The organism is Synechococcus sp. Cruz CV12-2-Slac-r (assembly GCF_024346075.1).
GTDB lineage: Bacteria > Cyanobacteriota > Cyanobacteriia > PCC-6307 > Cyanobiaceae > Synechococcus_D.
The window spans coordinates 1-2,289 of record NZ_JAGQEK010000215.1 but is presented as its reverse complement, the minus strand read 5'-3'; the positions used below and the strand labels follow the sequence as shown (position 1 = coordinate 2,289).

Sequence of the window (2,289 nt, the reverse complement as noted above, 5' to 3'; positions counted from 1 at the left end):
TCGTTTATCTGGTAGCAGCGAAGGAATGTGGGAAAAGTATGGAGCAATGTACTGCTATAAAATAGCAATTGAATATAACAAAACTGAATCAAGAGCATTACGTTTTAATTATCGCAAACGCTTACTTGAAGTAAAGAACAAGCATTCACATCTGAATGAATTGGTTGCTGATTTATTAAATCAAATGAATTGATAGCATTTACCACCATTGTTCACGATCTCTCTTCTGCTGCGCTTTTATCTTGAGCAGATGATTGATTTGTGACTGGTGACCTGCTTGCTGCTGTGGTGAGCGCATTGAGGGCAGTTTGGTGACCTTTGGATCATTGGTTGGTTTTGCATTATTACTAATCAGGAAAACAGGTGGATTGCTGTTGGTGATGCCATATTTGGATAAAAGTTTTTCGAGTGATGGGCAGTTGGTTTGGTAACCAGCAATGCCCAACTGATCTCTCATTTTTACATATTCAAAGTGTAGTAAAGGGTATTGAGCAGCAATAAATTTCTCAAATGATTGTGAGATACCGCATTTATGGCACTTGTAATTCCAAGCATTATAAATGCTGTAGAAATAACCTTTAGCAGTTGATGGAACAAGCGATTTACCTTTGCTGTCTTTACCACTGAATTGACAATAGGGGCATTGAAAGCGATATGAGTTTGATTGCTTTGAGAACAAAGGAAGTGATGAAGCGATATAATGAATTAAATTTTCTTCAATACTAATAGACATATAGAGTACGATGACGCAAATATCATTATAGCATATTTTATGAATTTCGTCAAATATCAAAAAGCATAAATAACCTTGTAGAGGTTTTGAAGAACTCCTGTCTTTATGGATTCAAGATAAACAAAGGCACTTGACAAAACCCAAGAAAAGTATTATAATTAACATTGTAGATGTTTGATAAAACCCTTTAGTTCATTCATCAATACAAACTCAAAAAAATTAATTTATTAAACCCGTTAAAACAACTAAAAAGAAACCCAAAAAAAAAATTAATCAAAATCAAATCAAAATCAAATGTGTATCTATTTGATATGAATTAAATTTATTAAATAAACCCAAAAGAAACTCAATAAAATCTATAGGTTGTATTCATTAAAACTAATCAATAGAAAATCAAATGAAACTCAATTGAGAATTAGTTGGTTCATGTTAATGTAGTTTAATGGCAATAAAATTTAATTGATGAATAATCAAAAGAGAATTATAGGGTTTATATAGAATGTAGTATTATAAATACAACAAATTAAATTTTAATTGAGTTATAAATGGGGTTTGCTGAGTTGCCTTAGAGTGTACGTTGTAAGGAAAAGTTAAATCCCCCTTAGAGTTTATCATGTATAAATAGGTATAGATTACATTTGGAGCAATAAATGAAATCAATACCCAAAGTAAAGCAAATTAGTTTTAAGGAAATAGAGTATCCATTATTGTTGTCACAAATGAATGATCTAATGGATCTATACAAAATGGATATTAGTGGTTTATATAAAACATTATTAAGAGAGAAGCATCAGGTTGTATTTGGTTCAACTAATAATAGAATAAGTCAATGACAACAATAAGAATCCAATTAAATTCAGTAGAAGGTGAAATGCTAAAAGAGGTGCAAAGAGTAAATAAAAGATTTAAGCACTTAGATGAGTATTTAATTCTTCAAATACGAGAAGAGTATGCCAAGATCAGTAAAGGTAAATTAAAGAGTGGAATATGAATAAGAGAGAACAGAATATAATTGATTTTATTCATCTACAGGAAATAGCAAAGCGTGTCTTAGTAGTAATTAAAAGGCATAGAAAAAAGAAATTAGATTCACCTGAAATGGATCCGCTGCCAAGTGCATTAATGACTGCTGAGGAGTTAATGTTATTGGATGAGGATTCAACATTTTATATTTTCCGTACAGATACTAATGCTATATTAGCAAGAGGAATTACAGGGTATGAATCAGCAAAGGCACAAAGTAATAAGATCCGAAAACAATTGGGTTTAAAATGGGATCAGGTAAGTTTTAGATCAGAAAAGAAACCAGCAGATAAACCTGCAAGGCAAAATTTTGGTAAAGGTATTGTAAAACAACCTGGCGAACATATCTACGCAACTCCATCAAATAATCTTTCTCGAATTAGATTACAGAAAAAGGATTGGGATGAGGAATTTTTAGGTTAATCTGCTTGTAGTTGATCAGGAGTTGGCAAGGGGAAGGCAGATAGAAAGAAGGAAAAATCAATTTTTGACATTTGCTTTGCTCCTTGCGTGGATCTGGGGTGGTTGCGCCC

3 protein-coding genes are annotated in these 2,289 nt (G+C 32.1%); 2 read left to right on the top strand and 1 reads right to left on the bottom strand.

From position 1 onward, the window contains the following. Window positions 1–193: hypothetical protein (locus KB557_RS10835; RefSeq protein WP_255134110.1), on the top strand; the 193-nt coding region annotated here is incomplete at its 5' end. A gap of 6 nt (window positions 194–199) precedes the next feature. Here the strand turns inward: KB557_RS10835 and KB557_RS10830 are convergent. After that, on the bottom strand, window positions 200–733 hold the full coding sequence (locus KB557_RS10830; RefSeq protein WP_255134108.1) for a hypothetical protein: 534 nt from the start codon (window positions 731–733) through the stop codon (window positions 200–202). Between the two features lie 987 nt (window positions 734–1,720). Here KB557_RS10830 and KB557_RS10825 point away from each other — a divergent pair. Further along, a complete protein-coding gene (locus tag KB557_RS10825) occupies window positions 1,721–2,179 on the top strand; it encodes a hypothetical protein (protein ID WP_255134107.1) in 459 nt (152 codons plus the stop codon). Window positions 2,180–2,289: the final 110 nt, after the last annotated feature.

Bases quoted from the DNA above. Each gene is read 5' to 3' on its own strand.
- KB557_RS10825 (WP_255134107.1), top strand. From the start codon at position 1,721: ATGAATAAGAGAGAACAGAATATAATTGATTTTATTCATCTACAGGAA.
- KB557_RS10830 (WP_255134108.1), bottom strand. From the start codon at position 733: ATGTCTATTAGTATTGAAGAAAATTTAATTCATTATATCGCTTCATCA.